This window comes from Streptomyces anandii JCM 4720 (genome assembly GCF_014650655.1).
GTDB lineage: Bacteria > Actinomycetota > Actinomycetes > Streptomycetales > Streptomycetaceae > Streptomyces > Streptomyces anandii.
Genome location: NZ_BMVJ01000023.1, coordinates 88,886 through 112,637, shown reverse-complemented (window position 1 = coordinate 112,637; position 23,752 = coordinate 88,886). Strand labels below are relative to the sequence as shown.

Annotated in this window: 15 protein-coding genes and 1 pseudogene; 11 read left to right on the top strand and 5 right to left on the bottom strand. The window is 71.7% G+C overall.

The features are described 5' to 3' along the window. Positions 1-490, bottom strand: a pseudogene (locus IE249_RS38935) (DUF4129 domain-containing protein); the annotation flags it as partial. Between the two features lie 4 nt (positions 491-494). Next, positions 495-1,925 (bottom strand): DUF7847 domain-containing protein, encoded by a 1,431-nt coding sequence (locus tag IE249_RS30210; RefSeq protein ID WP_189709870.1) that lies wholly within the window; start codon positions 1,923-1,925, stop codon positions 495-497. A gap of 140 nt (positions 1,926-2,065) precedes the next feature. On the opposite strand from IE249_RS30210, the gene mtnA reads away from it, so the two are divergent. The 7 genes from mtnA (at position 2,066) to IE249_RS30175 (ending at position 10,883) form a co-directional block, all read left to right on the top strand. Beyond that, a complete protein-coding gene (mtnA, locus tag IE249_RS30205; protein ID WP_189709868.1) occupies positions 2,066-3,208 on the top strand; it encodes an S-methyl-5-thioribose-1-phosphate isomerase in 1,143 nt (380 codons plus the stop codon). 142 nt (positions 3,209-3,350) lie between these two features. Next, entirely contained in the window at positions 3,351-4,040 is a 690-nt protein-coding gene (gene mtrA, locus IE249_RS30200) for a two-component system response regulator MtrA (protein ID WP_009188938.1), read from the top strand. Position 4,041: 1 nt separating this feature from the next. Continuing rightward, positions 4,042-6,135, top strand: a complete 2,094-nt coding sequence (mtrB, locus tag IE249_RS30195; RefSeq protein ID WP_189709866.1) for an MtrAB system histidine kinase MtrB — start codon at positions 4,042-4,044, stop codon at positions 6,133-6,135. After that, positions 6,125-7,993 carry an LpqB family beta-propeller domain-containing protein gene (locus tag IE249_RS30190; RefSeq protein WP_189709864.1) on the top strand — a complete coding sequence of 623 codons (1,869 nt, stop codon included), beginning with the start codon at positions 6,125-6,127 and terminating at the stop codon, positions 7,991-7,993. The genes mtrB and IE249_RS30190 overlap by 11 nt, the downstream gene beginning before the upstream one ends. Positions 7,994-8,069: 76 nt before the next feature. Next, positions 8,070-8,927 carry a ComF family protein gene (locus tag IE249_RS30185; protein WP_189709862.1) on the top strand — a complete coding sequence of 286 codons (858 nt, stop codon included), beginning with the start codon at positions 8,070-8,072 and terminating at the stop codon, positions 8,925-8,927. Between the two features lie 313 nt (positions 8,928-9,240). After that, on the top strand, positions 9,241-9,930 hold the full coding sequence (gene hpf, locus IE249_RS30180) for a ribosome hibernation-promoting factor, HPF/YfiA family (protein WP_189709860.1): 690 nt from the start codon (positions 9,241-9,243) through the stop codon (positions 9,928-9,930). Between the two features lie 206 nt (positions 9,931-10,136). Continuing rightward, entirely contained in the window at positions 10,137-10,883 is a 747-nt protein-coding gene (locus IE249_RS30175; protein WP_189709859.1) for a response regulator, read from the top strand. A gap of 26 nt (positions 10,884-10,909) precedes the next feature. On the opposite strand, the gene IE249_RS30170 is transcribed toward IE249_RS30175, so the two are convergent. After that, entirely contained in the window at positions 10,910-12,085 is a 1,176-nt protein-coding gene (locus tag IE249_RS30170) for a winged helix-turn-helix domain-containing protein (RefSeq protein ID WP_189709857.1), read from the bottom strand. Positions 12,086-12,182: 97 nt separating this feature from the next. Then, positions 12,183-12,752, bottom strand: coding sequence for a GNAT family N-acetyltransferase (locus IE249_RS30165; RefSeq protein WP_189709855.1), 570 nt, complete (start codon positions 12,750-12,752; stop codon positions 12,183-12,185). 272 nt (positions 12,753-13,024) lie between these two features. Between IE249_RS30165 and secA the strand changes: the two genes are divergently transcribed. Further along, the gene (gene secA, locus IE249_RS30160) at positions 13,025-15,841 is read left to right on the top strand and encodes a preprotein translocase subunit SecA (RefSeq protein ID WP_189709853.1); all 2,817 of its coding nucleotides are present in this window, start codon (positions 13,025-13,027) and stop codon (positions 15,839-15,841) included. 259 nt (positions 15,842-16,100) lie between these two features. Here secA and IE249_RS30155 read toward each other — a convergent pair whose 3' ends face one another. Next, positions 16,101-16,700: an Rv3235 family protein gene (locus IE249_RS30155; protein ID WP_189709851.1), complete on the bottom strand. Its 600-nt coding sequence runs from the start codon at positions 16,698-16,700 to the stop codon at positions 16,101-16,103. Positions 16,701-17,035: 335 nt separating this feature from the next. On the opposite strand from IE249_RS30155, the gene IE249_RS30150 reads away from it, so the two are divergent. The 3 genes from IE249_RS30150 to IE249_RS30140 all read left to right on the top strand — a co-directional run bounded on the left by IE249_RS30150 (position 17,036) and on the right by IE249_RS30140 (position 23,751). Then, the gene (locus IE249_RS30150) at positions 17,036-17,557 is read left to right on the top strand and encodes a DUF6912 family protein (RefSeq protein WP_189709849.1); all 522 of its coding nucleotides are present in this window, start codon (positions 17,036-17,038) and stop codon (positions 17,555-17,557) included. Between the two features lie 30 nt (positions 17,558-17,587). Beyond that, positions 17,588-18,256: an HAD family hydrolase gene (locus IE249_RS30145; RefSeq protein WP_189709847.1), complete on the top strand. Its 669-nt coding sequence runs from the start codon at positions 17,588-17,590 to the stop codon at positions 18,254-18,256. A 551-nt stretch (positions 18,257-18,807) separates the two neighbouring features. Then, a complete protein-coding gene (locus IE249_RS30140) occupies positions 18,808-23,751 on the top strand; it encodes an NAD-glutamate dehydrogenase (protein WP_189709845.1) in 4,944 nt (1,647 codons plus the stop codon). Position 23,752 lies beyond the last annotated feature (1 nt).

The window sequence follows — 23,752 nt, the reverse complement described above, 5'->3', positions numbered from 1 at the left end:
GTTCCTGGACGGCCTGGTTCCAGTGGCCCTGGGCGGCGTGCGCCTCGGCGGCCGCACGGTGTTCGGCGGCGCTGCGGGGGCGGTCGTCGAACAGGGCGGCGGTGGAGGCGGGTTCGCGGCGCGGTGTGCCGAGGCGCCACCACAGTGCTCCCAGCACCGCGAGGACGGCCACGATGACGACGACGAGCCCGAGGGTGCCTCCCGGTGTGGAGGCCGCGGCCGAGCCGAAGAGTTTGTCGACCCAGTCCCAGAACTTGTCGAGGGCGCGTTGGAGCAGGCCGGGGTCGTTCTCGTGGTACATCCGCTTGGACAGCTCGCGCCGGGCCGCCTCCCGCGCGGGGTCGCGCGGGATCGTCACCGGCGGTTCGGTGGCCGTGCGCGGTCCCGACGCCAGCGCGGCGGCGTGGACGCGCAGCAGTTGCCGTACGGCTCCTCGGGCCGCGTGCGGCAGCGCGGGCAGCGCTGTGAGAACTCCCCCCGGCAGGCTCACGGCATCAGCTCCCGGAGGCGGGTGTGCCGGCGCCGTAGCCCTGGACACCGGCGGCTCGGGCCAGTTCGAGGTCGAGCGCCTCGCGGCGGATGCGCTGGTCGATGTAGAGGAGCACGGTGACGCCGGCCGAGATCGGGAACTTGATCATGGACGCGATCACCGCGCCGATCCCGCTGATGACGAAGTACGTCCAGCCGAGGTCGCCGGTGCCGTTCAGCAGGCCGGAGATGCCTTCGCCGCTGAACGCCGCGGCGATCAGGCTGAACGGGATGGCGATGACCGCCGAGACCACTCCGACGATGACCGCGGCCAGCAGCTGGATGCCGAGGACCCGCCACCAGGAGCCGCGGACCAGCTTGGCCGAGCGGCTCATGGCCTGCCTGATGCCCTGCTTCTCGAGCATCAGCGCGGGCGAGGCCAGGGAGAAGCGCACCGCCAGCCACACGGCGACCACGCCCGCGCCCAGGCCGCCCAGGAGAGCGAGTGCCAGGCCGCCGAAGGGCGATCCGGAGATGGCGACGAGGATGCCGGGCAGCATGCCCACGCCGAACACGACCACGCCGATGAGCAGCAACAGCAGGATCAGGCCGAAGAGTTTGAGCACCTGGGGGCGTGCGTCGCGCCAGGCCTCGCCGAGCCGGACCGGCTTGCCCAGCACCGCGCGGCTGGTGACCGTGGTGAGCAGAGCGGTGGCCAGGACGGTGCCGATCATGGAGACGACGAAGACGAAGCCGGTCCCGATCAGCGAGTCGCCCATGACGCGGAACAGCTCGCCGGGGGTGGCGTTGGGGTCGTTGAGGGCGTCGCTGTTGGCGAGGTCGTTCAGCGCCAGGCCCTGTACGAGGACGACGACGATCTCGGTGACGACCGCGACGACGAGGGAGATGCCGAGGACGGTGCGCCAGTGGGCGCGCATGGTCGACACGGCGCCGTCGAGGATCTCGCCTACGCCGAGCGGGCGCAGCGGGATGACACCCGGCTTGGCCGCGGGCGGGGGACCGCCCCAGCCGGCTCCCCAGGGGTTGTAGCCGCCCGGGGCGCCGTAGCCGCCGTAGCCTCCGCTGCCCGGAGGGCCGTAGCCGCCGGGAGGACCGTATGCGCCGTGGCCGCCGCCGGACGGGGGCCGGGTTCCCCAGCCCGGGCCGGGCGGGGGAGGCGGGGGCGTGCCGCCGGGCGGGGCCTGGCCTCCCGCGGGTGCGGACCACTGGCCGGCGGGCGGCTGCTCCTTGGACCACTTCACGCCGGGGCCCTGCGGCTGCGCGCCCGGACGGTCCACGGGCTGCTCTTGCTGCTCCGGCCGTGCGGGCTGCTGCTCCGGCGGTGCCGGCTGCGCGGGACCGGGCCGGCCGGAGGCGTCGGCGGGGCCGGGTGCGCCCGGTTCCCGGCCGTCGGACGGGGCGGATCCGGGCGAGGCCCAGCCCGGAGTGTCTTTCATCGTCGCTCCTTCACGGTGCCCGTCCGCGGTCGCGGCGGCAGCTTGGCAGCCATCGTGCCATGGGGTGGTCTTCGGGTGACCGGGCGCGGTGGCGGCTGCGTACCTTCAATTGTCCGCCGGATAACGGGCACACTGACGGCATGGCTGATCAGTACGCGCAGACCCGCGAGGACAACCGGCCCGCCGGGACACCGGCCATCCGCTGGGAGGAGCCGCCCGAGGGCCCGGTCGTGGTTCTCCTCGACCAGACGCGGCTGCCCGCCGAGGAGGTCGAGCTGGTGTGCACGGACGCGCCCGCGCTGGTGGAGGCGATCAGGTCGCTCGCGGTGCGGGGTGCGCCGCTGCTCGGCATCGCCGGGGCGTACGGCGTCGCGCTCGCCGCCGCGCGCGGCTTCGACGTGGACGACGCCGCGGCCGCCCTCGCGGGCGCACGGCCGACCGCGGTGAACCTGTCCGTGGGTGTGCGCCGGGCGCAGTCGGCCTACCAGAGCGCGCTCGCCAAGACCGGTGACGCCCGGCTGGCGGCCGCGGCGGCGCTGGCCGCCGCGCGTCAGCTGCACCAGGAGGACGCCCGGGCCAGCGCGCGGATGGCCGAGCACGGGCTGGCGCTGCTGGACGAGCTGCTGCCCGGCGGCGGGCACCGTGTCCTGACCCACTGCAACACCGGTTCGCTGGTGTCGGGCGGGGAGGGGACGGCGTTCGCGGTGGCGCTGGCCGCGCACCGCGCGGGGCGGCTGCGGCGGCTGTGGGTGGACGAGACGCGGCCGCTGCTCCAGGGCGCCCGGCTGACGGCGTACGAGGCGGCCCGCAACGACCTGGCGTACACGCTGCTCACCGACAACGCGGCGGGTTCGCTGTTCGCGGCCGGTGAGGTGGACGCGGTGCTGGTCGGCGCGGACCGGATCGCGGCGGACGGCTCGGTGGCGAACAAGGTGGGCAGCTACCCGCTGGCGGTGCTCGCGCGCTACCACCACGTGCCGTTCATCGTGGTGGCGCCGGTGACGACGGTCGACCCGGCGACCCCGGACGGCGCGGCCATCGAGGTTGAGCAGCGCCCGGGGTACGAGGTCACCGAGTTCATCACCCCGCAGGTTCCGGTGACGGGGGCCGGGGGCGGCCTGCCCATCGCGCCGCTCGGCACCCAGGCGTACAACCCGGCGTTCGACGTGACCCCGCCCGAGCTGGTGACGGCGATCGTCACCGAGGAGGGCGCCGTGTCGCCGGTGACCGCCAAGGGGCTGGCCGAATTGTGCGGTCGCTCGCGACAGGCCACGTCGGGCTAGCGGGCGCGTCCTCGGGCGGTGGCCCCGTATCGTGTTCCGCTCGTGATCGCGGGCGAGGGCAGACAGTAGCGGCTCGATACGACTATCGTCACAGGCCAGTGAGCTGCCTCACCTGGATCTTCGCCACCGTTACGAGAATGGGATGATGTCGTTTATGAAGGGACGAGTCCTTGTCGTCGACGACGACACCGCACTGGCCGAGATGCTCGGGATCGTGCTGCGTGGTGAGGGTTTCGAGCCGTCTTTCGTAGCCGACGGCGACAAGGCGCTGGCCGCTTTCCGCGAGGCCAAGCCGGATCTGGTGCTCCTCGACCTGATGCTGCCCGGCCGGGACGGCATCGAGGTGTGCCGCCTGATCAGGGCGGAGTCCGGCGTGCCGATCGTGATGCTGACGGCCAAGAGCGACACCGTGGACGTCGTGGTGGGCCTGGAGTCCGGCGCCGACGACTACATCGTCAAGCCGTTCAAGCCGAAGGAGCTCGTGGCCCGTATCCGGGCGCGGCTTCGCAGGTCGGAGGAGCCGGCGCCGGAGCAGCTGGCCATCGGTGACCTGGTCATCGACGTGGCCGGGCACTCGGTGAAGCGGGACGGGCAGTCGATCGCGCTGACGCCGCTCGAGTTCGACCTGCTGGTGGCGCTGGCCCGCAAGCCGTGGCAGGTGTTCACCCGCGAGGTGCTGCTCGAGCAGGTGTGGGGCTACCGCCACGCGGCGGACACCCGCCTGGTCAACGTGCACGTCCAGCGGCTGCGTTCCAAGGTCGAGAAGGACCCGGAGAAGCCGGAGATCGTGGTGACCGTGCGTGGCGTCGGCTACAAGGCCGGACCGAGCTGACATGTCCGGGGACAGTGCCGCTTCGGCGCCCGGACGGACCGGGGCCCGCGCGGGGCGGCCTGTCGGCCGGAAGGGCGCGGGCTCCCGCTGGGGACGCCTCCTGGAGGGCGGGCTGCTGCACGGTGGTGTGCAGGGCAGCCCGGTCCTGCGTCTGCTGCTGCGCTGGGTGCGGCGGCCGCTGCTGCCGGTCATGCGGCTGTGGCGGCGCAACATCCAGCTCAAGGTCGTCGCCACCACGCTGCTGATGTCGCTGGGCGTCGTCCTGCTGCTCGGCTTCGTCGTCATCGGTCAGGTGCGCAACGGACTGCTGGACGCCAAGGTGAAGGCCTCGCAGAGCCAGGCCACCGGCGGGTTCGCCGTCGCCAAGCAGAAGGCCGACGAGGCCGCCAGCGGGACCTCCGAGGAGAGCGCTCCCGGGGACGGCCACTCCTCCCAGAACGTCATCTCCTGGATGAGCGAGCTGGTGTCCTCGCTCTCCAGCGGCGGCCAGGGCGCCTTCGACGTCGTGACGCTGCCCGCGGGCGACGACAGCGCCGGCGGGCGCGGTCCGCGCGCCTCCGGTCAGGTGGACCCCACCGCGAGCGTGCCCGAGGCCCTGCGCGCGCGGATCAACGGCAGCATGGTCGCCGCCCAGAGCTACACCCGCATCGTCTACAAGGACGTCGACAAGGAGCCCCAGCCCGCCCTTGTCATCGGCAAGCAGGTCAACGACCCCAACGGCGACCCGTACCAGCTGTACTACCTCTTCCCGCTCACCCAGGAGGAGAAGTCGCTCAGCCTCGTCAAGGGCACCCTGGCGACGGCGGGCCTCTTCGTCGTCGTCCTGCTCGGGGCCATCGCGTGGCTGGTGGTGCGCCAGGTGGTCACGCCGGTGCGGATGGCGGCCGGGATCGCGGAGCGGTTGTCGGCCGGGCGGCTCCAGGAACGCATGAAGGTCACCGGCGAGGACGACATCGCGCGTCTGGGCGAGGCCTTCAACAAGATGGCGCAGAACCTGCAGCTGAAGATCCAGCAGCTGGAGGACCTGTCCCGGATGCAGCGTCGCTTCGTCTCCGACGTCTCCCACGAGCTGCGCACCCCGCTGACGACCGTGCGCATGGCCGCCGACGTCATCCACGAGGCGCGCGAGGACTTCGACCCGGTCACCGCGCGGTCGGCGGAACTGCTCGCCGACCAGCTCGACCGCTTCGAGTCGCTGCTGGCGGACCTGCTGGAGATCAGCCGCTTCGACGCGGGCGCGGCGGCCCTGGAGGCCGAGCCGATCGACCTCAGGGAGGTCGTGCGCCGGGTCGTCAGCGGCGCCGAGCCGCTCGCCGAGCGCAAGGGCACGCGCATACGCGTGACCGGGGACCAGCAGCCCGTGGTGGCGGAGGCCGACGCGCGGCGCCTGGAGCGTGTGCTGCGCAACCTGGTCGTCAACGCCGTGGAGCACGGCGAGGGCCGGGACGTGGTGGTCCGGCTCGCCGCGGCGGGCGGCGCGGTCGCGGTCGCGGTGCGCGACTACGGCGTCGGGCTGAAGCCGGGTGAGGCCACCCGCGTCTTCAGCCGCTTCTGGCGGGCCGACCCGGCACGCGCGCGTACCACCGGCGGGACGGGCCTGGGGCTGTCGATCGCCTTGGAGGACGCCCGGCTGCACGGCGGCTGGCTGCAGGCGTGGGGCGAGCCGGGCGGCGGCTCGCAGTTCCGGCTGACTCTGCCGAGGACGGCCGACGAGCCGCTGCGGGGCTCGCCGATACCGCTGGAGCCCAAGGACTCGCGCCGCAACCGCGGTCTCGCCGACGCCGGACTGCCGCACGACGGCGCCAAGCGGGCCACCGTGCCCCTGCAGGCGTCCGGCGGCGCGGCGGCGCGTACCCGGGACCCGATCGCGTCCCGGCCGGCCCCGGTGGCCCCCACGGCCGACCCGACGGCGCTGCCCGGCAACGGCGCGCGCGTGGTGCCCCGGCCGGCCTCGGGCGCGCTTCGGGAGGCCGTTCCCGCCGCCGAGCCGGTGACCGGGGAGAACGTCACCCCCGCGGACCCGGAGGGAGCCGGGCCGACGCAGGGGCAGGGGCAAGAGGAGCCGAGGCAAGGGGAGGCATTTCGTGGGCGCTGACCGCGAGGGGGGCGCGCGGCAGCGGCCGATGCGCGCGGTGGCGTTCGCCGCCTGCGGGGTCGTACTGCTGGCGGGGTGCGCCTCGATGCCCGACAACGGGGACCTGCGGGACGTGGAGTCCACCCCCCGCCAGGACACCGAGGTACGGGTGTTCGCCATGCCGCCGCGCGAGGACGCTCCGCCCTCGGAGATCGTGCAGGGCTTCCTGGAGGCGCTGACCAGCGACGACCCGTCGTACGCGACGGCCCGGCAGTATCTGACCGGCGCGGCCTCGAAGCAGTGGCAGCCGGACGCGGCGACGACCGTGCTCGCCAACGGGCCCGACATCCAGGTGGACCGCTCCACGGGGCGCGACGACACCGACGACTATGCGTTCACACTGACCGGCACCAAGGTGGCCCGGGTCGACGAGCAGCAGTCGTACACGCCGCTCGGCGGCCACTACAGCCAACCGGTGCACCTGGCCCGGGACAAGAAGACCGGCCAGTGGCGCATCGACGTGCTGCCGCAGGGCGTGGTCATGGGGCAGTCGGACTTCCAGCGCAACTACATGTCCGTCAACAAGTACTACTTCGCGTCGAACGGCTCGGCGGCCACCGGCGCCGGGGCCGCCTCCGCCGTCTCGACGCCGCCCGTGACGGCCGTCGCCGATCCGGTCTACGTACGTGAGCGCGTGGACGCGATGACGCAGGTGGTGCGGTCCGTGCTGGAGGGGCCGACGCGCTGGCTGCGACCGGTGGTCAGGTCCAGCTTCCCGACCGGTACGGCGCTGCCCAAGGGCGTCGTGGGCCTGGCGCCCGACGACCAGAACAAGCTGACCGTGCCGCTCAACGAGAAGGCGTCCCGCGTGGGACGCGCGAAGTGCACTGAGATGGCCACCCAGTTGCTGTTCACGCTGCAGAGCCTGACGCCCACGGTGGACACGGTCGAACTGCGGCGCGCCGACGGCAGCACCCTGTGCACCCTCGACGAGGACCGCGCCGAGACGCTCGCCACGCGCGGGTCGGTGAAGCGGCCCGAATACCTGTACTTCGTCGACGACAAGCACCGGCTGGTGCGCATCGCCGGCGGCGGCGCGGCGACGAGCACCGCCGAACCGGTGCCGGGGGCGCTCGGGGAGGGCACCCAGAAGTTCAGGTCGATGGCCGTGTCCTGGGACGAGCACACGGCGGCCGCGGTCGGCTTCGACGGCAGGTCGCTGTTCGTCGGTCCGATGACGGCGGGCGCCCCGCTCGGTGATCCGGTGCTGCAGAGCGCGGGCAAGACCGAGGACGACCGGCTCACACCGCCCAGCTGGGACGCGCGCGGCGACCTGTGGGTGGCCGACCGCGATCCGGCCCGGCCGCGGCTGCTGGTGCTCGAGCAGGGCGCGGGCAAGCCCATCGAGGTGCGCGTGCCCGGTCTCGACGGAAGGGTCAACGCGGTGCGGGTGGCCGCGGACGGGGTGCGGATCGCGCTGGTCGTACAGAACAAGGACGGCAACCGGTCGCTGCTCATCGGGCGGATAGAGCGGGACGACAGGAGCGGGGACCGGCCGGTGGTGTCGGTGCTGGAGCTGCGCTCGGCGGCGCCGCAACTGGAGGACGTCACCGCCATGTCGTGGGCGGGCGACAGCCGGCTCGTCGTGGCCGGGCGCGAGCAGGGCGGAGTGCAGACCATGCGGTACGTCCAGGTCGACGGCTCCACGCCGGAGGGGCCGGCGCCCGCCGCACTGACCGGGGTGCAGTCGATCGCCGCGTCCGACGACGAGCGGCTGCCGCTGGTGGCGTACTCGGAGGACGGGATCGTGCGGATGCCGTCCGGGGCGCAGTGGCAGAAGGTGGTCAAGGACGGGTCGGCGCCGGTCTATCCGGGCTGAACGGCCCCGCCGGAGTTTTCCACAGGGGTTTTCCACAGGGCTGGCAGGGTCGCTCCGGCGTTGGCACAGTGGGGTCATGCGCGGGTGGTGGCAGGACCTGGCCGACCTGGTACTGCCGGCCGAGTGCGGAGGCTGCGGCAGGCCTCGCACGGTGCTCTGCCCCCGGTGCCGTGCGGTCCTCGCCGGGGCCGCGCCGCGCCGGGTGAGGCCGGAGCCGGAGCCGTCCGGCCTGCCCGCCGTGCACGCGGCGGCTCCTTACGCGGACGAGGTGCGGGCGCTGCTCCTGGCCCACAAGGAGCGCGGCGCGCTGGCCCTGGCCGCCCCGCTGGGCGCGGCCCTGGCGGGCGCGGTGCGGGCCGGGCTGCGACAGGCCCTGGGCGTGGGCGCCGGGGGACCGGTGCTGCTCGTTCCGGTGCCGTCGGCCCGGCGTGCGGTGCGGGCGCGCGGGCATGATCCGACGCGCCGGATCGCGCTCGCGGCGGCCGCCGAACTGCGACGGTGCGGAACTCCGGCGCGGGCCGTGGCCGTGCTGCGGCAGCGGCGTGCGGTGGCGGACCAGTCGGGGCTGGACTCCCGGCAGCGCAGGGACAACCTCTCCGGGGCTCTGGCGGTCGCGGGAGCGGGCGTCCGGCTGCTGCTCGGCGGTCCGGTGGTCCTCGTGGACGACCTGATGACGACGGGAGCGTCGCTCGCGGAGGCGGCGCGGGTGGTCGGAGCGGCCGCGCGCGGGCCGGCGCACGACCGTGCGCCCGCCGCCGTGTACGCGGCGCGGACCCGGGAAGGGATGGGGGACAAGAACAGGGGAGCACGGCGGAAGGAGGGGAACTCGGTGTACGACACAGGGGAAAGGGCGGCTGCCATCGGCCCGGGTGAGGTGATCTGCGCGGCCGTTGTCGCGTCGTCGCCGGATTCCTTCGAAATAAACCGGAACTGACTGCGAACTCGCGTCGTTGCCGGTAATGAGAAGGTCAATTCACCTGAACGGAGGTACGCCGCAGTAGAGGGTGACGTCATCCGTCCGGGCGAGATATGTTCGGTTGTGAGGGAAAGGCGCAGGCCATCCCCGTCATATCCGAATGCCGTGCCGCGGGTTTTCGCAATCACCCGCACGGCTGGGTGGAGATCTTGCCCACGGGGGAGGAGGAGGTGGACGTCACCGAGTCCGAGGTTCCGGGGCTGACCGGAACCGGGTGCAAAAGGGAGATGCTCCGCCGTCGAAGCGGAGCGATCCGGGAACGGAGTTCTGCGTGGACATCGTCGTCAAGGGCCGCAAGACCGAGGTGCCCGAGCGGTTCCGCAAGCACGTGGCCGAGAAGCTGAACCTGGAGAAGATCCAGAAGCTCGATGGCAAGGTGATCAGCCTCGACGTCGAGGTGTCCAAGGAGCCCAACCCCCGACAGGCCGACCGTTGCGACCGAGTGGAGATCACGCTCCGCTCCCGCGGTCCGGTGATCCGGGCGGAGGCGGCAGCCAGCGATCCGTACGCGGCGCTCGACCTGGCGGCGGAAAAGCTGGGGGCCCGGCTGCGCAAGCAGCACGACAAGCGTTTCTCCCGGCGTGGCGCGCGCCGGATCTCGGCGGCGGAGGTGCCCGACCACGTCCCGGGCGCGGCGACGATGGGCGGGGCGAACGCGTCCCGGGAAGAGGAAGCGGGCCAGGTGCCCACCAAGAAGGTCGGCTCGCTGGAGGTGCAGGGGGACGGACCCCTCGTCGTCCGGGAGAAGACCCACGTCGCCTCCCCGATGACCCTCGACCAGGCCCTCTACGAGATGGAACTGGTCGGGCACGACTTCTACTTGTTCGTCGACTCCGAGACCAAGGAACCCAGCGTCGTCTACCGCCGGCACGCCTACGACTACGGCGTGATCCATCTGCGGACGGACACGATGGTCACTCAGACGCACTCTCCCGAGGCGGGCGGCACGCTGGGCGGCTGACCCCCCCGGCCGACAGCTGAGCCGGTGCCCCTGGAGCGCGTGTGCGCCCCCAGGGGCACCGGTGTGCGACCCCGGGGCGCACGTCTCGGTCACCACGGTGTCGGCCGGACATGGAATCATGGCCGCAACGGCTCAACGGATGGGCCGTTGCCTTGGGTTGGCCACGGCACGAGACACCAGGCCACAGCCTCAGGGGGAGGAACACGATGACGGACAGCTTCGGACCGATGCGGGACGAGGATGCCGACGACGGCGTCGTCGGCATGGGCCCGGAGGCGGGCACTCCACGCAAGGAGCCGATCAGAGTCCTTGTCGTCGACGACCACGCCCTCTTCCGTCGCGGACTGGAGATCGTGCTCGCCGCCGAGGAGGACATCCAGGTCGTCGGCGAGGCCGGGGACGGCGCGGAGGCCGTGGACAAGGCCGCCGACCTGCTGCCCGACATCGTGCTGATGGACGTGCGGATGCCCCGGCGCGGCGGGATCGAGGCCTGCACCTCGATCAAGGAGGTCGCCCCCAGCGCGAAGATCATCATGCTGACGATCAGCGACGAGGAGGCCGACCTCTACGACGCGATCAAGGCGGGCGCCACGGGCTATCTGCTCAAGGAGATCTCCACCGACGAGGTGGCCACCGCCATCCGCGCGGTGGCCGACGGGCAGTCGCAGATCAGCCCCTCGATGGCCTCCAAGCTCCTCACCGAGTTCAAGTCGATGATCCAGCGCACCGACGAGCGCCGGCTGGTGCCCGCGCCCCGGCTGACCGACCGGGAGCTGGAGGTGCTCAAGCTCGTCGCCACCGGCATGAACAACCGGGACATCGCCAAGGAGCTGTTCATCTCGGAGAACACCGTGAAGAACCACGTCCGCAACATCCTGGAGAAGCTGCAGCTGCACTCCAGGATGGAGGCGGTCGTCTACGCGATGCGGGAGAAGATCCTCGAGATCCGCTGACGGGCGCGTGCGCCGCTCAGTGGCGGTCAGCCGAGCGCGCCGGCCAGTTCCCGGACGAGGGCCTCGCGCAGCTCGGGCGCGTCCACCCGCTCGACGCGCACGTCCGTGCAGTCCACCCAGCTCGCCGCCTCGACCAGCGCCTGCGCCACCGCGGGCACGGCCCTCACGCCGTCCAGGGTGACCTGCTTGGCGACCAGGGTGCGTCCGGCACGGGCGGGGTCCACCCGGCCGACGAGACGGCCGCCGGCGAGCACCGGCATCGCGAAGTAGCCATGGACCCGTTTGGGTTTGGGGACGTAGGCCTCCAGGCGGTGGGTGAAGCCGAAGATCCGCTCGGTGCGGGCCCGCTCCCAGACCAGCGAGTCGAAGGGGGACAGCAGGGTCGTACGGTGGCGGCCGCGCGGGGGCGTCAGAAGCGCCGCCGGGTCCGCCCAGGCCGGCCTGCCCCAGCCCTCCACCGTGACCGGCACCAGACCCGAGTCCGCGATCACCGCGTCCACCTGCTCGGCCTTGAGACGGTGGTAGTCGGCGATGTCCGCGCGCGTGCCCACGCCCAGGGACTGACCGGCCAGCCGGACCAGGCGGCGCAGGCACTCGGCGTCGTCCAGTTCGTCGTGCAGCAGCTCGGCGGGCACCGCGCGCTCGGCGAGGTCGTACACCCGCTTCCAGCCGCGGCGCTCCACGCAGACCACCTCGCCGTACATCAGGGCGCGCTCGACGGCGACCTTCGCACCGGACCAGTCCCACCACTCGCTGGTCCGCTTCGCGCCGCCCAGCTCGGTCGCCGTCAGCGGTCCCTCGGCCCGCAACTGCTTGATCACCTGGTCGTAGGCGCCGTCGGGAAGCTGGTGGTTCCAGTGAGGGCGGTCGCGGTAGGCGCGGCGGCGGAACGCGAAGTGGGGCCATTCCTCGATCGGGAGGATGCAGGCGGCGTGCGACCAGTACTCGAAGGCGTGGGTGTCCTTCCAGTACGCGTCCTCTACCGTCCTGCGGCCGACCGCGCCGAGCCGGGCGTAGGGGATGAGTTCGTGGGAACGGGCCAGGACGGAGATGGTGTCCAGCTGGACCGCGCCGAGGTGACGCAGGACGCCGCGCACGCCGGACCTCCGGTCGGGTGCGCCGAGGAGGCCTTGGGCGCGCAGGGCCATGCGGCGGGCTTCGTCCGCGGAGAGCTCGGTGGTGGGACGCGGGGCGGTCGTCATGCTGGGCACGATAGGGCCCCGCACTGACAACCCGCGCCGACCTGGGGATCTGTCCGCGGGCCTCGGGATGCGCAGAGACATCGAGGGGCCGAAGGCATCACGCGCGGGCGGGCAGATAGGGCGCCGCCGAGGGCAGGCCGAGGTCCGAGGGCAGCAGGGAGCCCACCCAGCAGTCCCGGCGCACGCCCTTGTTGTTGAGGGCCGAGCGCAGGGTGCCCTCCACCGTGAAGCCGGCCCGTTCGGCCACCGCGCGGGAGGCCTGGTTGCCGACCTCGGCACGCCACTCCAGCCGGTCCACGGAGCGCTCGGTGAAGGCCCAGCGGGCCACGGCCGACGCTGCCTCGGAGACGTAGCCGTTGCCCCGGTGCTCCTTGGTGCCCCAGTAGCCGATCTCCGCCTCGCCCAGTCCGCGCATGGTGACACCGAGCATGCCGACCAGGTCGCCCGCGGGCAGGAAGAGCCCGAAGGTGAACATCGAGTCGCCGGCCCAGCCGTCGGGCACCAGCTGCCCGGTGAAGCCCTGCGCGTGCTCGTGCAGATAGGGCGACGGCACGGTGGTCCAGCGCTGGATGTCGGGGTCCTGGGCCGCGGCGAACACCGCGTCCGTGTCCTCGGGGCCCACGGTGCGCAGCACGAGCCGGTCGGTGGTGAGCGTGACGGGTTCCATCGCCTGATTGTCCTCGGACCGCCGCGAGGTGCGCCATCGCTTTTCGCGCTCCGTGAGCACGCGACCACGATTCGCGCAATTCGCCGCCGGAACGCGGCACCATCGGCGACCCTGGGCCGTTGTCCCATTGAAGGCGAAGCGGAGCAGCGGGCGGGGACCGTCACGGCAGGCCCTCCCGGCTTGGCGGGGTCCTCGCATACGATGGCCGTTGCTCAATCAAGTCAAATGGAAACCGACCGTCCCAGGCCCGACCGGCAAGGAGACCAACCCCCGTGTCCGTCCTCTCGAAGATCATGCGTGCAGGCGAAGGCAAGATCCTGCGCAAGCTGCACCGCATCGCGGACCAGGTCAACTCCATCGAAGAGGACTTCGTCGACCTCTCCGACGCCGAGCTGAGGGCCCTCACCGATGAGTACAAGCAGCGGTACGCCGACGGTGAAAGCCTGGACGACCTGCTGCCCGAGGCCTTCGCCACCGTGCGCGAGGCCGCCAAGCGCGTCCTCGGCCAGCGGCACTACGACGTCCAGATGATGGGCGGCGCCGCCCTCCACCTGGGGTACGTCGCGGAGATGAAGACCGGTGAGGGCAAGACGCTCGTCGGCACCCTGCCCGCGTATCTGAACGCCCTGTCCGGAGACGGCGTCCACATCGTCACGGTCAACGACTACCTGGCCGAGCGCGACTCGGAGATGATGGGCCGCGTCCACAAGTTCCTGGGCCTGAACGTCGGCTGCATCCTCGCCAACATGACGCCGGCCCAGCGCCGCGAGCAGTACGCCTGCGACATCACCTACGGCACGAACAACGAGTTCGGCTTCGACTACCTGCGCGACAACATGGCCTGGTCGCAGGACGAACTGGTCCAGCGCGGCCACAACTTCGCCATCGTCGACGAGGTCGACTCCATCCTGGTCGACGAGGCCCGTACGCCGCTGATCATCTCCGGCCCGGCCGACCAGGCCACCAAGTGGTACGGCGACTTCGCCAAGCTCGTCCTGCGCCTGAAGAGGGGCGAGGCGGGCAACCCCCTCAAGGGAGTCGAGGAGACCGGCGACTACGACGTCGACGAGAAGAAGCGCACCGTCGCCATCCACGAGGCCGGCGTCTCCAAGGTCGAGGACTGGCTGGGCATCGACAACCTCTACGAGTCGGTGAACACCCCCCTCGTGGGCTATCTGAACAACGCCATCAAGGCCAAGGAGCTCTTCAAGCGCGACAAGGACTACGTCGTCATCGACGGCGAGGTCATGATCGTCGACGAGCACACCGGCCGTATCCTCGCCGGCCGCCGCTACAACGAGGGCATGCACCAGGCGATCGAGGCGAAGGAAGGGGTGGACATCAAGGACGAGAACCAGACGCTCGCCACGATCACCCTGCAGAACTTCTTCCGCCTCTACAACAAGCTCTCCGGCATGACCGGTACGGCGATGACCGAGGCCGCCGAGTTCCACCAGATCTACAAGCTCGGCGTGGTCCCGATCCCCACCAACAAGCCGATGGTCCGCAAGGACCAGTCCGACCTGATCTACCGCACCGAGGTCGCCAAGTTCGAGGCGGTCGTCGACGACATCGCCGAGAAGCACGAGAAGGGACAGCCGATCCTCGTCGGCACCACCTCCGTCGAGAAGTCGGAGTACCTGTCCCAGCAGCTCAGCAAGCGCGGCATCCAGCACGAGGTGCTCAACGCCAAGCACCACGAGCGCGAGGCGCAGATCGTGGCCCAGGCCGGCCGCAAGGGCGCCGTGACGGTCGCCACCAACATGGCCGGACGCGGTACGGACATCAAGCTCGGCGGCAACCCCGAGGACCTCGCCGAGGCGGAGCTGCGCCAGCGCGGGCTCGACCCCGAGGAGCACATCGAGGAGTGGGCCCACGCCCTGCCCGCCGCCCTGGAGAAGGCCGAGCAGGCCGTCCGGGCGGAGAAGGAGGAGGTCGAGAAGCTCGGCGGTCTCTACGTCCTCGGTACGGAGCGGCACGAGTCGCGCCGGATCGACAACCAGCTGCGCGGCCGCAGCGGCCGTCAGGGCGACCCGGGCGAGTCCCGCTTCTACCTCTCCCTCGGTGACGACCTGATGCGCCTGTTCAAGGCACAGATGGTCGAGCGCGTGATGTCGATGGCGAACGTCCCCGACGACGTGCCGATCGAGAACAAGATGGTCACGCGCGCGATCGCCTCCGCCCAGTCGCAGGTCGAGCAGCAGAACTTCGAGACCCGTAAGAACGTCCTGAAGTACGACGAGGTGCTCAACCGCCAGCGCGAGGTCATCTACGGCGAGCGGCGCCGCGTCCTGGAGGGCGAGGACCTCCAGGAGCAGGTGCAGCACTTCATGGACGACACCATCGACGCCTACGTCCAGGCGGAGACCGCCGAGGGCTTCCCGGAGGACTGGGACCTCGACCGGCTGTGGGGCGCGTTCAAGCAGCTCTACCCGGTGAAGGTCACCATCGAGGAGCTGGAGGACGCGGCCGGCGACCGGGCCGGGCTGACCGCCGAGTTCATCGGCGACTCCATCAAGGACGACATCCACGAGCAGTACCAGGCGCGTGAGGAGCAGCTCGGCTCCGAGATCATGCGTGAGCTCGAGCGCCGGGTCGTGCTGTCGGTCCTCGACCGCAAGTGGCGCGAGCACCTCTACGAGATGGACTACCTCCAGGAGGGCATCGGCCTGCGCGCGATGGCGCAGAAGGACCCGCTGGTGGAGTACCAGCGCGAGGGCTTCGACATGTTCACCGCGATGATGGAGGGCATCAAGGAGGAGTCCGTCGGCTACCTGTTCAACCTGGAGGTCCAGGTCGAGCAGCAGGTCGAGGAGGTTCCGGTCGAGGACGCCAAGCCGGTGGCCGACCTGGAGAAGCACGACGCGGTGCCGGCGCAGGCGGGTGCGCGTCCGGAGATCCGGGCCAAGGGGCTGGACGCTCCGCAACGGCGTGAGCTGCACTTCTCCGCGCCGACCGTGGACGGCGAGGGCGGCATCGTCGAGGGGGAGTTCGCCACCGACGGCGAGCCGGTCCGCTCCGAGTCCGACGGACTCACCCGCGCGGAACGCCGCAAGCAGGCCAAGGCGGGCCGCCGCCGCAAGAAGTAACGGCACGTTCGTAGGAGGGCCGGGCACCTCTGGGGGCGCCCGGCCCTCCTGCTTCCCGGACGGGCCCGGGCCGGCTCTGCGGGCCTGCGCGCTGCGCTGCCCGCAGGAACTCGCTCCGTCGGCCCGGCCGTGCTCCGAGGACCCTTCCTGCCTGCTGCGCGGCTCTCCGCAGGTTGCCGCGGCCTTGGGGTCGGTCGCCGTCCCGCCCGGGCCTGTGGGGCCCGCTGGGGTGCGCCAGGCGTCTTTCGCTCCTTGGGGATCAGTCGTCGTTCGGGTGGGGTGGGCGGGGGCCGCCCAGTTCCACCGCCGTGCAGCGCCAGCGGAGGTCGCGGCCCAGTTCCAGTCGGAAGGCCATCGCGCGGAGCTGGTCGCCGGCGCCGATGCGGGCGAAGGCCTCCACGGCGCCCGGGCGGGGCTCGTAGTAACCGATGTCGCGGACGACCGGGCGGGTTCCGCGAGTGCGCAGGGGGCCGCGTTCGGCGAGCCGTGCCAGTTCGTCGTAGGCGCGGCCCACGGTGTGGCGGAGCATCCAGTGCACCGGCTTCTGCCCGCTGAGCACGGCGAGGAGGCGGTCGGCGAAGAGGTCGGTGGTGAGGGGCAGTTGGGCCGTGCGGACCTCGGGTCGGGCGGCCTGTGGGGTGGGCGCGGCGGTCCGGCTCGGGCGGGTCGGCGGGCGGGTGTCGCGGGGGCCGGTGCGGGACCGGTCGCCCGGCGACCCCGGTGGGCGGCTGCCGCCTCCCGGAGTGCGGCGGACGCTCCCGCCCGGTGTCCGGGGCGGGACCCCGCCGGGACGGCCCGGTGGGCGGGTGTCGGGGCGGGTGCCCGGGCGGCGGTGGGTTCTGGTCATGACCTTGTTCATGGGGCCCCGTTCGTCGTCGGCCGGAGGGATACCGGTCGGTAACTTGCTGGTGGGGATCTTGTACGGGGCCGGTGTCACCGCTGCAAGGAAGAGGCGGGGCCGTGGCGGGCGTCGGGGAAGTTCACCTATCCGGGTGGCGGCACGGGCCGCCGGCCTGGGCGCACCGGCCGGCGCAGGGTGACATCCGCGGCGCGGGGTGGACGCGTCCGGGCGTGCCGGCAGGGCCACGAAAGGGGACACCCGCACGTATCCTGAAGGCCGTCCGGGTGGCCCCGGCCGAGTCTTCTCGCGGCCCGGCCCCATGCACAGCCTCCGACCACGAAAGCGGCCAAGCCATGCGCGTCTACGTCCCCCTGACCCTCCCCGGGCTCGCCGAGGCGCACAGGACGGGGGAGCTGGGCAAGGGGCCGTTCACCGCGTACGCCGTCACGCCCGCCCTGCGAGAGTGGTACCTCTCCGACGACATGGAGGAGCTCGAGTACGCCGCCCTCAGCCGGGCCGCCCTGGCCTCGCTGCGGCTGCTCGCGGCCGAACCGGACGCCCCCCGTCGGCGGGTCGTCGTCGCCGTGGACGTACCCGACGGCGAGGCGGCCGCCGACCCGGACCGGGCGCTCGACCCGGTCGCCCTGGGCGAGGTGCGGGTGGCCCGCACGGTGGCGCTGGCCAAGGCGGCCGCGGTGCACGTGGACTCGGACGAGGCGGAGGCCGACGTGAGCGCGGCGGCCGGGGCGCTCGACGCGGCCGGCGCCGGTGACGACGACGCGCAGTTCGTCGTGGACGGTGCCGAGGACCACGAGCTGCTCTGGTACGCCACGCAGGAGATCCCCAACCTGGTGGGGCACGTTGCGGGGAGCTGATTGTCAGTGGTGACGGGTACGTTCTCGGGCATGGGGAAACAGTCAGCGGCGCACATCGTCTGGGACTGGAACGGCACGCTGTTCCACGACAACGACGCCGTCGTCGGCGCGACGAACGCGGCCTTCGCGGAGCTCGGCCTGGAGCCGATCACGCTGGAGCGGTACCGCGCGCTGTACTGCGTGCCGGTGCCGAAGTTCTACGAGAGGCTGCTCGGACGGCTGCCCACCCAGGCGGAGTGGGAGGCCATGGACCAGGTCTTCCACCGGTACTACGCCGAGCACCGCGTCCACTGCGGCCTCACCGAGGGCGCTGCGGAGCTGCTCGCCGGGTGGGTGTCCGCCGGGCGCAGCCAGTCGATCCTCAGCATGTACGGGCACGCGGATCTGATACCCCTGGTCAGGGGCTTCGGCATCGAGGCGCACTTCCTGCGCGTCGACGGGCGGACGGGGCCTTCCGGGGGCAGCAAGGCCGAGCACATGGTCCGGCACCTGGGCGCGCTGTCCGCGGCGGTGGACCCGGCGCGGACGGTGGTGATCGGGGACGCCGCGGACGACGCGGTGGCCGCGCGGCACGCGGGAGCCCGTGCGGTGCTCTACACCGGCGGCTCGCACAGCCGCGCCAGCCTCGAGGGGGCCGGCGTCCCGGTGGTGGACACCCTCGCCGAAGCGGTGGCCGAGGCCCAGCGCCTGGCGGCATAGTCCGCCGCCCACCCGCCGACCCGCCGCCCGCGGACCGTCGACCGCGGGCAGTCACCCACGTGCGTCCCTGCCCGGACCCTCTCCGCCCCGCCCGCCCGGATACGCCCTCCCCCACCCCTCCGCCCCTGTGCAGAACGTCAAAGTTCGACCCCTGGTTTTGTACACATACGGCTCATGACGGGCCCCCCGTAATGAGCGATAGCCTTGTGGCGTGATCAGCGCGATAGTTCGCGGGGGCGCCGTCGCCTCCGCTGTGCGCCCGGCGAGCACGGACCACATCCGTGACCGGGCGGCGGTCGCTGGTCCTCGCGGGCGGGAAGGGGCCGAGGCGGCCCCCGGGACGCCGCGTCAACCCCGGGCAGCGGCGTCGCGGAGAGCAGCGTCACACCCGTCGGGCGCGTCGAAGATGGCTGATATCCCCCCGCTCATCTCACCTTGCGGCATAGCGTCGAAGCGGACCGGACACCCCGGGCCGTGGCGTCTTTCCGGAGGGGAAGAGACCGTACTTCCTTCAACGTCACGCAACGGCGCGCGACAGGAGCCAGAGGACAATGCAGACCAAGCTGGACGAAGCCAAGGCCGAGTTGCTCGAGAGGGCCGCTCGGGTAGCTGAGAACAGTCCGGTCGGGGGGCACCTACCGACTGGGACGACGGGCGAGGACACCCCGGACCGGGACTCCGTACTCGCCTTCCTCCAGCGCTACTACCTGCACACCGCCCCCGAGGACCTCGCCGACCGTGACCCGGTCGACGTCTTCGGAGCCGCTTTCTCGCACTACCGCATGGCCGAGAACCGCCCCCAGGGCACGGCCAACGTGCGGGTGCACACCCCGACCGTCGAGGAGAACGGCTGGACCTGCAGCCACTCCGTGGTCGAGGTCGTCACCGACGACATGCCCTTCCTCGTCGACTCGGTCACCAACGAGCTGACCCGGCAGGGACGCGGCATCCACGTCGTCATCCACCCGCAGTTCGTGGTCCGCCGCGACCTCACCGGCAAGCTCATCGAGGTGCTTCCCGCCCGCCCGGCCGGTGAACCGCTGCCGCACGACGCGCACACCGAGTCCTGGATCCACGTCGAGATCGACCGCGAGACCGACCGCGCCGATCTGAAGCAGATCACCGCCGATCTGCTGCGCGTGCTCTCCGACGTCCGCGAGGCCGTCGAGGACTGGGAGAAGATGCGCGACGCGGCGATGCGGATCGCCGACGGCCTGCCCGACGAGCCCGTCCCCGCCGACCTGCCGGGGCAGCGGGTCGAGGAGGCCCGCGAGCTGCTGCGCTGGCTGTCCGCCGACCACTTCACCTTCCTCGGCTTCCGCGAGTACCAGCTGCGCGACGACGACACCCTGGCCGCCGTCCCCGGCACCGGGCTCGGCATACTGCGATCGGACCCGCAGCACGGCGGTGACGACAGCCACCCGGTCAGTCCGTCCTTCGAGCGGCTGCCCGCCGACGCCCGCGCCAAGGCCCGCGAGCACAAGCTGCTGGTGCTGACCAAGGCCAACAGCCGCTCCACCGTGCACCGGCCGTCCTACCTGGACTACATCGGCGTCAAGAAGTTCGACGAGAACGGCGAGGTCGTCGGCGAGCGCCGCTTCCTCGGCCTGTTCTCCTCCGCCGCGTACACCGAGTCCGTGCGCCGGGTCCCGGTGATCCGCCGCAAGGTCGAGGAGGTGCTGGAGCGCGCCGGCTTCTCGCCCAACAGCCACGACGGCCGTGACCTGCTGCAGATCCTCGAGACGTACCCGCGCGACGAGCTCTTCCAGACCCCGGTCGCCGAGCTCCAGTCGATCGTCACCTCGGTGCTGTACCTGCAGGAGCGCCGCCGGCTGCGTCTGTATCTGCGCCAGGACGAGTACGGGCGCTACTACTCCGCGCTCGTCTACCTCCCGCGCGACCGCTACACCACCGGCGTGCGCCTGCGGATCATCGACATCCTCAAGGAGGAACTCGGCGGCACCAGCGTCGACTTCACCGCCTGGAACACCGAGTCGATCCTCTCCCGGCTGCACTTCGTCGTCCGCGTCCCGCAGGGCACCGAGCTGCCGGAGCTGTCCGACACCGACAAGGAGCGCATCGAGGCCCGTCTGGTCGAGGCCGCCCGCTCCTGGGCCGACGCCTTCTCCGAGGCGCTCACCGCCGAGCTGGGCGAGGAGCACGCCGCGGAGCTGCTGCGCCGCTACTCGGCCGCCTTCCCCGAGGGCTACAAGGCCGACCACACCCCGCGCGCGGCCGTCGCGGACCTGGTCAACCTGGAGCAGCTGAACGAGGACAAGACGTTCGCGCTGAGCCTGTACGAGCCGGTGGGCGCCGCGCCCGAGGAGCGCCGGTTCAAGATCTACCAGAAGGGCGGCTCGGTCTCCCTCTCGCACGTCCTGCCGGTGCTCAGCCGGCTCGGCGTCGAGGTCACCGACGAGCGGCCGTACGAGCTGCGCTGCGCGGACCGCACGACGGCGTGGATCTACGACTTCGGGCTGCGCATGCCCAAGGCGGCCTCCGGCGCCCCCGGCTCCGGCGACTACCTCGGCGACGACGCCCGCGACCGGTTCCAGGACGCCTTCGCCGCCGCCTGGACCGGCAAGGCGGAGAACGACGGGTTCAACGCGCTGGTGCTGAGCGCCGGGCTGACCTGGCGCGAGGCGATGGTGCTGCGCGCCTACGCCAAGTACCTGCGCCAGGCGGGCTCCACCTTCAGCCAGGACTACATGGAGGACACCCTCCGCAACAACGTCCACACCACCCGTCTGCTGGTCAACCTGTTCGAGGCGCGGATGGCGCCCGAGCGCCAGCGCGCCGGGCACGAGCTGGTGGACGCCCTGCTGGAGGAGGTCGACGCGGCGCTCGACCAGGTCGCCTCGCTCGACGAGGACCGCATCCTGCGTTCCTTCCTCACCGTCATCAAGGCCACCCTGCGCACCAACTTCTTCCAGGAGGCGCAGGGCGGCCGGCCGCACGACTACGTCTCCATGAAGTTCGACCCGCAGGCCATCCCGGACCTGCCGGCGCCCCGCCCGGCGTACGAGATCTGGGTGTACTCGCCGCGGGTCGAGGGCGTGCACCTGCGGTTCGGCAAGGTCGCGCGCGGCGGTCTGCGCTGGTCCGACCGGCGCGAGGACTTCCGCACCGAGATCCTCGGCCTGGTCAAGGCGCAGATGGTGAAGAACACCGTCATCGTGCCGGTGGGCGCCAAGGGCGGCTTCGTCGCCAAGCAGCTGCCCGACCCGAGCGTGGACCGGGACGCCTGGCTGGCGGAGGGCGTCGCCAGCTACAAGACGTTCATCTCGGCGCTGCTCGACATCACCGACAACATGGTCGCCGGCGAGGTCGTGCCCCCGCAGGACGTGGTGCGCCACGACGGCGACGACACCTACCTGGTGGTGGCGGCCGACAAGGGCACGGCGACGTTCTCCGACATCGCCAACGCGGTCGCCGAGTCGTACAACTTCTGGCTGGGCGACGCCTTCGCCTCCGGCGGCTCGGCCGGATACGACCACAAGGGCATGGGCATCACCGCCCGCGGCGCCTGGGAGTCCGTCAAGCGGCACTTCCGCGAGCTGGGCGTGGACACCCAGAGCCAGGACTTCACGGTCGTCGGCATCGGCGACATGTCCGGTGACGTGTTCGGCAACGGCATGCTGCTGAGCGAGCACATCCGCCTGGTCGCCGCCTTCGACCACCGCCACATCTTCATCGACCCCAACCCGGACGCGGCCACCTCCTACGCCGAGCGCCGCCGCCTGTTCGAGCTGCCGCGCTCCTCCTGGGAGGACTACGACACGGCGCTGCTGTCGGCGGGCGGCGGGGTGTTCCCGCGCAGCGCCAAGGCGATCCCGGTCAACGCGCACATCCGCGAGGCCCTCGGCATCGAGTCGGGCGTCGCCAAGCTGACCCCGGCCGACCTGATGCGCGCCATCCTCAAGGCCCCGGTGGACCTGCTGTGGAACGGCGGCATCGGTACGTACGTCAAGGCCTCCACGGAGTCCAACGCGGACGTCGGCGACAAGGCTAACGACGCCATCCGCGTCGACGGGGCCGACCTGAGGGTCAAGGTGGTCGGTGAGGGCGGCAACCTGGGCTGCACCCAGCTGGGCCGGATCGAGTTCGCGCAGGCCGGCGGCAAGGTCAACACCGACGCCATCGACAACAGCGCGGGCGTGGACACCTCCGACCACGAGGTGAACATCAAGATCCTGCTCAACGGCCTGGTCACGGACGGCGACATGACCGTCAAGCAGCGCAACAAGCTGCTCGCCCAGATGACCGACGAGGTCGGCGCCCTGGTGCTGCGCAACAACTACGCGCAGAACACGGCGATCGCCAACGCGCTCGCCCAGTCCAAGGACATGCTCCACGCCCAGCAGCGCTTCATGAAGCACCTGGTGCGCGAGGGCCATCTGGACCGGGCGCTGGAGTTCCTGCCCACCGACCGGCAGATCCGCGAGCGGCTCGCCGCCGGGCACGGCCTGACCGGCCCGGAGACGGCCGTCCTGCTGGCGTACACGAAGATCACGGTCGCCGAGGAGCTGCTGCACACCTCGCTGCCGGACGACCCCTATCTGCGCGGACTGCTGCACGCCTACTTCCCGACGCAGCTGCGCGAGCAGTTCGCCGAGCAGATCGGCAACCACCCGCTGCACCGCGAGATCACCACGACCGTCCTGGTCAACGACACGGTCAACACCGGCGGTACGACGTATCTGCACCGGCTGCGGGAGGAGACCGGCGCCTCGCTGGAGGAGATCGTCCGGGCGCAGACGGTGGCCCGCGCGATCTTCCGCTCGGCGCCCGTGTGGGACGCCGTGGAGGCGCTGGACAACCAGGTCGAGGCCGACGTCCAGACGCGCATCCGGCTGCACTCGCGGCGTCTGGTCGAACGCGGCACGCGCTGGCTGCTGAACAACCGGCCGCAGCCGCTCCAGCTGTCGGAGACGGTGGACTTCTTCTCCGAGCGGGTCGAGCAGGTCTGGTCACAGCTGCCGAAGCTGCTCAAGGGCGCGGACCTGGAGTGGTACGAACAGGTCTACGAGGAGCTGTCCGCCGCCGGCGTCCCGGACGAGGTGGCCACCCGCGTCGCCGGGTTCTCCTCCGCCTTCCCGGCGCTCGACATCGTCTCGATCGCCGACCGCATGGACAAGGACCCGATGGACGTCGCCGAGGTGTACTACGACCTCGCCGACCGGCTGAACATCACCCAGCTGATGGACCGCATCATCGAGCTCCCGCGCAACGACCGCTGGCAGTCCATGGCCCGCGCCTCCATCCGCGAGGACCTGTACGCGGCGCACGCGGGCCTGACCGCGGACGTCCTGGCGGTGGGCAACGGCACCTCCACGCCGGAGCAGCGGTTCAAGGTCTGGGAGCAGAAGAACGCGGCGATCCTGTCCCGGGCGCGCTCCACGCTCGTGGAGATCCACGGTTCGGACGCGTTCGACCTCGCCAACCTGTCGGTGGCGATGCGGACCATGCGCACGCTGCTGCGCACGCACTCGTAGA